The 6,939-nt window shown below is 51.2% G+C and carries 7 protein-coding genes; all 7 read left to right on the top strand.

The window, feature by feature from the left end; translation table 11 throughout:
* Positions 1-143: 143 nt before the first annotated feature.
* Positions 144-1,850 (top strand): type IV-A pilus assembly ATPase PilB, encoded by a 1,707-nt coding sequence (pilB, locus tag ACMHXE_RS08035; RefSeq protein WP_413731922.1) that lies wholly within the window; start codon positions 144-146, stop codon positions 1,848-1,850.
* Positions 1,851-2,025: 175 nt separating this feature from the next.
* Positions 2,026-3,294, top strand: coding sequence for a type II secretion system F family protein (locus ACMHXE_RS08030; protein ID WP_413731920.1), 1,269 nt, complete (start codon positions 2,026-2,028; stop codon positions 3,292-3,294).
* Between the two features lie 74 nt (positions 3,295-3,368).
* Positions 3,369-4,283, top strand: coding sequence for a prepilin peptidase (locus ACMHXE_RS08025; protein WP_248953049.1), 915 nt, complete (start codon positions 3,369-3,371; stop codon positions 4,281-4,283).
* Positions 4,284-4,895 carry a dephospho-CoA kinase gene (gene coaE, locus ACMHXE_RS08020; protein WP_101055953.1) on the top strand — a complete coding sequence of 204 codons (612 nt, stop codon included), beginning with the start codon at positions 4,284-4,286 and terminating at the stop codon, positions 4,893-4,895. It abuts the gene before it with no gap.
* Positions 4,892-5,632 carry a cell division protein ZapD gene (gene zapD / locus ACMHXE_RS08015; RefSeq protein WP_165564352.1) on the top strand — a complete coding sequence of 247 codons (741 nt, stop codon included), beginning with the start codon at positions 4,892-4,894 and terminating at the stop codon, positions 5,630-5,632. Before coaE ends, zapD begins: the two co-directional genes overlap by 4 nt.
* A gap of 44 nt (positions 5,633-5,676) precedes the next feature.
* Positions 5,677-5,892 carry a DNA gyrase inhibitor YacG gene (yacG, locus tag ACMHXE_RS08010; protein WP_039033599.1) on the top strand — a complete coding sequence of 72 codons (216 nt, stop codon included), beginning with the start codon at positions 5,677-5,679 and terminating at the stop codon, positions 5,890-5,892.
* Positions 5,889-6,287: an 8-oxo-dGTP diphosphatase MutT gene (mutT, locus tag ACMHXE_RS08005; protein WP_101055951.1), complete on the top strand. Its 399-nt coding sequence runs from the start codon at positions 5,889-5,891 to the stop codon at positions 6,285-6,287. The genes yacG and mutT overlap by 4 nt, the downstream gene beginning before the upstream one ends.
* Positions 6,288-6,939 lie beyond the last annotated feature (652 nt).

Here is a 6,939-nt window from a genome sequence, read left to right as displayed (position 1 = left end):
TGCCTCGGCTTCAGGCAACCTATTGCGGTATTCAATGAATTACGCAAGGCAGCCTAATTTAGCGAGTGGTGCACTTCGGAGTTGAATTCGCGCTTAATTAAAAGAGTCCATTATTAACTTAAACTCGATTAAATGATTAATTAATGCCAACAACAGGCCTCCACTTAGGATTATCGACGCTATTTATCCGTAAGGGGCTGCTCAATGAGAGCAGCCTGACGGAGGCCATCAAGCAGTCGCAAAACAGCAACCAAGCCCTGGTCACCACCCTGGTGACCAGCAAGCTTTTATCTGCCCGCAGCATAGCCGAGCTCTGTTATGAGGAGTACGGCACCCCGCTGCTGGATCTCAATGAGTTTGACCTCAGCAGCATTCCGGATGAGTTCCTCAACAAGAAGCTGATCGACAAACACAGATGTCTGCCGCTGTTCAAGCGCGGCAACCGCCTCTATATCGCCACCTCTGATCCCACCAATATCGCCGCCCTGGAAGACTTTCAGTTCAGCGCCGGCCTGCATGCCGAAGCGATACTGGTCGAAGAGGACAAATTAGCCAAGGCGCTGGAAAAGGTACTGGAAGAGGACTTGAGCTCGCTGGATCTCGATGGCCTGGATGAAGAATCCCTCGCCGGCATTGAAGTCACAGATACCGACAAGCGCCAACATGAAGAGACTGAAGGCAAGGACGATGCCCCCATCGTCATCTATATCAATAAAATTCTCACCGATGCCATCCGCAAGGGCGCATCGGATCTGCATTTTGAACCCTACGAGAAGCGCTACCGCATCCGTTTTCGTATCGATGGCATACTCCATGAGGTGTCCGAGCCGCCAATTTCACTTTCCGGGCGTATATCGGCGCGACTGAAAGTAATGTCCAAGCTGGATATCGCCGAGCGCCGGGTGCCCCAGGATGGCCGCATCAAGATGCGGCTGTCGCGCAACAAGAGCATAGATTTTCGGGTCAGCACCCTGCCCACCCTCTGGGGCGAAAAAATAGTGATGCGGATCCTCGACTCCTCTTCAGCGCAGTTGGGCATAGAAAAGCTCGGCTATGAGGAAGACCAGAAACAAGCCTATCTGGAGATGCTGGCAAGACCCCAGGGAATGATCCTGGTTACCGGCCCCACGGGTTCGGGAAAAACCGTGTCCCTCTATACCGGCCTCAATATTCTCAATACCGAGGAGCGCAATATCAGCACCGCCGAAGATCCGGTGGAGATTAACCTCGAAGGGGTTAACCAGGTGCATATCAACCCCAAGGCCGGGTTAACCTTCGCCTCGGCGCTGCGCTCCTTCCTGCGTCAGGATCCTGACGTGGTGATGGTGGGGGAAATTCGTGACCTGGAAACCGCCGAAATCGCCATCAAGGCGGCCCAAACCGGCCACTTGGTGCTCTCGACCCTGCACACCAACTCATCGGCCGAAACCCTCACCCGTTTGCTCAATATGGGCGTACCCGGCTACAACATTGCCAGTTCGGTCAACCTGATTATTGCCCAGCGCCTGGCCCGCCGTCTCTGTCCCGAATGCCGACAAGCGGAAGATGTCCCCGAGCATGAACTGCTGCAGCTGGGCTTCAGCCAACAACAGATAGATAGCGGTTTTACCGTTTATAAGCCCTGCGGCTGTGAGCACTGCTCCGGTGGCTATAAGGGCAGGGTCGGTATCTATGAGGTGATGAAGATGTCCGATGAAATTGCCAGAACCATTATGGAAGGCGGTAATTCACTGCAGATTGCCGCTACCGCCAAGCAGCAGGGAATGAGGGACTTGCGCCTGTCTGGCCTGCTTAAAGTCATTCAGGGCGTCACCAGCATTGCCGAGGTCAACCGGGTAACCAGTTACTGATGCCTGCCAAGCCAGACAGCGACAGTGATATCCAAAGCCTGCGTGCCAAAGCGTGAGTGCCATAGCATAAGCGCCACAACATAAGTGCTTAACGCCATTCGCTGCAGGCGGGCCAGGGGTAATCCGACTAAAATAATATGCAGGCACGGCAAACCGTTTATTCCAAGGAACTATTATGGCCACAGCAACGGCAACAGCTAAAAACAATAAAGCCAAAACCAAAGGTGCCAAGGCTCAAGCCAAGATCTACACCTTCACCTGGAAAGGTCTTAACCGCGATGGCAAGCAAAGCTCCGGCGAATTGCGCGGCGCCAGCATTGCCGAAATCAAAAGCTTGCTGAAAAACCAGGGGATTAATCCCAAACTGGTACGTAAAAAGTCTGCCTCTCTCTTTGGCGGTGATAAAAAAATCAAGCCGATGGATATCGCGGTGATCACCCGCCAGATAGCCACCATGCTGGCCGCAGGTGTGCCCTTGGTGACCTCCATCGAGTTGATTGCCCGCGGCCATGAGAAAAACAAGGTGCGTATTTTGCTGGGCACTGTGCTGGCCGATGTTCAGGCCGGTATTCCCCTTTCCGATGCCCTGCGCCCCCACAGGGCTTATTTCGACGATCTCTATGTCGACCTGGTGGCCGCCGGGGAACATTCCGGCTCTCTGGATGCGGTATTTGACCGTATCGCGACCTACAGAGAGAAAGCCGAAGCGCTCAAGTCCAAGATCAAAAAAGCCATGTTCTATCCCGCGGCGGTAGTTGTGGTTGCCATAGCAGTTACTGTGCTGCTATTGCTGTTTGTAGTACCTCAGTTCGAAAGTATCTTTGCCAGCTTTGGCGCCGAACTGCCCGCCTTTACCCAGTTGATAGTTAATATAAGCCGTTGGCTGCAAAGTACCTGGTATCTGTTTCTCGCGGCAATTGTTATCGGGGTTTGGCTGTTTGTCCGCGCCCATCGCAACTCGGAAAAGTTTCGTAACCGTATCGATGAAATGGTGCTTAAAATTCCCCTGATTGGCGAAATTCTCCATAAGGCTGCCATGGCCCGTTTCGCCCGCACCCTGGCCACTACCTTTGCCGCCGGGGTACCGCTGATTGATGGCCTGGAGTCTGCCGCCGGCGCCTCCGGTAACTATATCTACCGCAAGGCCCTGCTGAATGTACGTACCGAAGTGATGGCCGGTATGCAGATGAACGTGGCCATGCGTACCACCAAGTTGTTTCCCGATATGCTGATCCAGATGGTGATGATAGGTGAAGAATCCGGCTCGCTGGATAATATGCTCAACAAGATAGCCAATATTTACGAGATGCAGGTAGATGACGCCGTAGACGGGCTTTCCAGCCTGATTGAACCCATTATGATGGTGGTGATAGGTACTCTGGTAGGCGGCCTTATTGTAGGTATGTACCTGCCTATCTTCCAAATGGGTAACGTGGTAGGTTAAGCCTCAGTATCAAAGCCGGTGCAATAATAACAAGCAGCACTTTTAACACCATTTTTAGGGCAGTGTAATATTCGATGTCAGACTTTATTGCCATATTGAGCCACAATCTGTGGCTCTTTCTTGTTCTCTGTTTTCTGTTTGCCTCTGTGATAGGCAGCTTTCTCAATGTGGTAATCCACCGCCTGCCGGTAATGATGAAGCGCGAATGGCAGCAGGAATGCAATCAATACCTGCAGGAATACCAGCCCGAATTCGCCAAACAGATAGGTGAAGCCAAGCTCAATGCACCGATAGATAACTACCCGGCCAAGTACAATCTGTTGCTGCCGAAGTCTGCCTGCCCCAAGTGTGGTGCTCATATCAAACCCTGGCACAACTTACCCATAATCGGTTACCTGATGCTTGGCGGCAAATGCGCTGCCTGTAAGACCAAGATCTCGGCAAGATATCCTCTGTTCGAGTTGTTGACTGCCCTACTCATTTGTACGCTCGCTTGGCACTTTGGTCCAACACTGCAGTTTGCCTATGCAACTATTCTGACCTTTGGACTGATAGCCCTCAGCGGCATAGATTTGGATGAGATGCTGTTGCCTGACCAGATAACCCTGCCGCTGCTGTGGCTCGGTTTACTGATTAATATCTCCGGCACTTTTACCAGCATTACCGATGCCACCATAGGCGCCGCAGCCGGTTATTTAAGCCTCTGGTCTATCTACTGGCTGTTCAAATTAATCACCGGCAAGGAAGGCATGGGTTATGGCGATTTCAAGCTGATGGCTCTATTCGGCGCCTGGCTGGGCTGGCAGATGCTGCCACTGATAATTCTGCTCTCTTCTTTGGTGGGCGCCCTGGTAGGTGTGTTACTCATAGTGTTCAAGAACCTCAATCGGGGTAACCCCATTCCCTTTGGCCCCTATATTGCCATAGCCGGTTGGGTTGCCATGGTGTGGGGGCAACAGATAGTTGACTGGTACTTGGGAACACTTTAAATGGCGAACTTTATTATAGGCCTCACGGGGGGCATAGGCAGCGGTAAAACGACAGTAGCCAATCTGTTTGCCGAGCAGGGAATCGTCTTGGTTGATGCCGATATCATCGCCAGAGAAGTTGTCGCCAAGGGCTCAGATGGCCTTAAGCAAATTGGCGATAAATTTGGCCCGCAGATGCTGACACCCGATGGCTGCTTGGATAGGGCGGCGCTGAGGGAACAGATATTTCATCATCCGCAAGACAGGGAATGGCTCAATGCCCTGTTGCATCCCATGATACGCACCCGCATGCTGGAACAGCTTGAGATGGCGGCTTCTCCTTATGTCATTATGGTGGTTCCCTTACTGTTTGAGAACGGCCTGGACAAACTGGCAGATCGCACATTAGTCGTAGATATTTCACCCAAATTACAATTGCAGCGAACTATTGAACGGGACATGGTGTCTAAGGAGCAGGTTCAAAACATTATCAATAGCCAGAGCGACCGCCAGAGCCGACTCGATAAGGCCGATGATGTGATTGACAATCAGGGAGAGATCGACGCGTTACAGGCCCAGGTACTGGCGCTGCATAATAAATACTTACAGCTGGCAGACATTAAAAATTCATGAACACGACAGAACTGATATTCGAACAGCCGCTAAATGAAAAGATCCGTAGTTATCTGCGCCTGGAATATCTCGCTCGTCAATTGGATAACAACCTGCTGCAAGATCATCAACACAGATGCTTTTATCCGCTTTTCTCTCTCTGTGAACTTACCGAACGCTGTGATTACCGCAGCGAAGTCATCAAAGACATCGACCGCCAATTAATCCAACTGCAAAACTGGCAACAGCAGGAACAAGTCGATCAACAACAGCTGCAGCACTATCTTGAACAATTCTCCCATGCCAGAGAAGAGCTGCAACGCCCGCAGCGTCCAGGTAGCCAACTGAAACAAGACAGATTTATATCGGCGCTCAGACAGAGATTCAGTATGCCTGGTGCTTGCTGTAACTTCGATCTGCCACAACTCCACTTTTGGCTGGCGAAACCTTGGGAAGAACGCAGCCAAGAGTATCGCCAATGGACTAACCACTTCAGGAGTTTACTGCAACCTATCAGCCTGCTGTTGCAACTAACCCGCATGAGCTGTGAGTACCGAGAAGCTGTAGCCCATGCCGGCTTTTATCAAGGCGATAGCCAACAAAGCCTGTCGCTGGTCAGAGTCAAGCTGGATGCTGAGCAAGGCTGCTACCCCACCATTAGTGGTCACAGAAACCGCTTTGCCATTCATTTTGTCCAGTTCGAACAACAAAAGCATTCCGACAAAACCGTCAAATTCCTACTGGCGACCTGCGGCTAAACTCTTTACCATGGGCGCCATCAGTTAGCCCGAGAGACACAAAAATGCCTATCACAGTTAAGTGCCCCACCTGTCAAAAAGAGGTGGAATGGAGCCCCGAATCCAAATTCAAGCCCTTCTGTAGCGAGCGCTGTAAACTCATCGATCTTGGAGATTGGGCCTCAGAGAAACATGCTATCCCGGTGAAGCCAGAATTTGATCAGCAAATGCTGGATGAGCTGGGTTACGATGAAGGCAATTTCTTCAAGGATCAATCATGACAAAAAGAGTTCATGTCGCAGTCGGCATTATCAAATCCGGTAAACAGATCCTACTGGCCAAGCGCCATGGGCATCTGCATCAAGGTGGAAAATGGGAGTTCCCCGGCGGTAAAGTCGAAATGGGCGAAACCGTCACCCAAGCGCTTGCCAGAGAACTCGCGGAAGAGGTTGGCCTCAACATAGCAGGTTCCACTCCCTTTATGTTGTTGTCTTATGACTACCCGGACAAACAGGTATTACTGGATATTCACCTGGTTACGGAATTCAATGGTACGGCTTATGGCGTAGAAGGACAGCAAGTCGAGTGGGTGCACTTGGAACAGCTCCCGGAATACACCTTCCCGGATGCCAACCAACCGATTCTTGATAAAATCCTTACAGAGTTTTCAAAGTAAGCCCTAAGCCAGCCGCCTAAGCTGGCTTTTTATTATCCCTGTCTTGTCGATGCAGATGTCCCAAATCACCTCTGCAGAGGTCATCCTTGATGGCGCAGGCTGGCATACTATGGATACGGCAATGGTTTTCTCAAATCTCACTTTGATTAAACTGTCCGCCTATTCCCCCGGAGCAGAACCCGATGGAGCAAATTTGACAATGGTTCAGACTACACTGTCTTTCCAACCGAATATTCGATTGCTAGGAGCAAATTGTTGAGCAAGTATCCCGAGCCTGGAATACCTTCATTGAGGATACTGGTCGGGTGAAATCTCTGTGCTCCAGGCGCTGGATAGATCAGAGATTGGATAAATCTGACCAGATAAACCAGTCGAGCCATTCTCAACATATCCACAGCACCATCTCACATGGGGGCGAAAGACATCTGCTCATCAAGCACAGCTTGATAGATGGCTGTAGCTGCGAGCTGAGGGGCACACACTGCGCCAGCAGCTTTGGGCTGCATGTTAAGTCGTGCTCGCTGGAAGCGAGACAAACAAAAAAGCCCTAGCTGAATGCTAGGGCTTTTTTGTTTGTTAGGCGTCTGGCGATGACCTACTCTCACATGGGGAGACCCCACACTACCATCGGCGCGATTGCGTTTCACTTCTG

It is taken from the genome of Shewanella sp. BJSY2023SW007 (assembly GCF_047314525.1).
Taxonomy (GTDB): domain Bacteria; phylum Pseudomonadota; class Gammaproteobacteria; order Enterobacterales; family Shewanellaceae; genus Shewanella; species Shewanella chilikensis.
This window is presented reverse-complemented; position numbering and strand designations above follow the sequence as displayed.

Excerpts from the sequence above, each read along its gene's own strand:
- pilB (WP_413731922.1), top strand. The coding sequence starts at position 144 with ATGCCAACAACAGGCCTCCACTTAGGATTATCGACGCTATTTATCCGT.
- ACMHXE_RS08030 (WP_413731920.1), top strand. The coding sequence starts at position 2,026 with ATGGCCACAGCAACGGCAACAGCTAAAAACAATAAAGCCAAAACCAAA.
- ACMHXE_RS08025 (WP_248953049.1), top strand. The coding sequence starts at position 3,369 with ATGTCAGACTTTATTGCCATATTGAGCCACAATCTGTGGCTCTTTCTT.
- coaE (WP_101055953.1), top strand. The coding sequence starts at position 4,284 with ATGGCGAACTTTATTATAGGCCTCACGGGGGGCATAGGCAGCGGTAAA.
- zapD (WP_165564352.1), top strand. The coding sequence starts at position 4,892 with ATGAACACGACAGAACTGATATTCGAACAGCCGCTAAATGAAAAGATC.
- yacG (WP_039033599.1), top strand. The coding sequence starts at position 5,677 with ATGCCTATCACAGTTAAGTGCCCCACCTGTCAAAAAGAGGTGGAATGG.
- mutT (WP_101055951.1), top strand. The coding sequence starts at position 5,889 with ATGACAAAAAGAGTTCATGTCGCAGTCGGCATTATCAAATCCGGTAAA.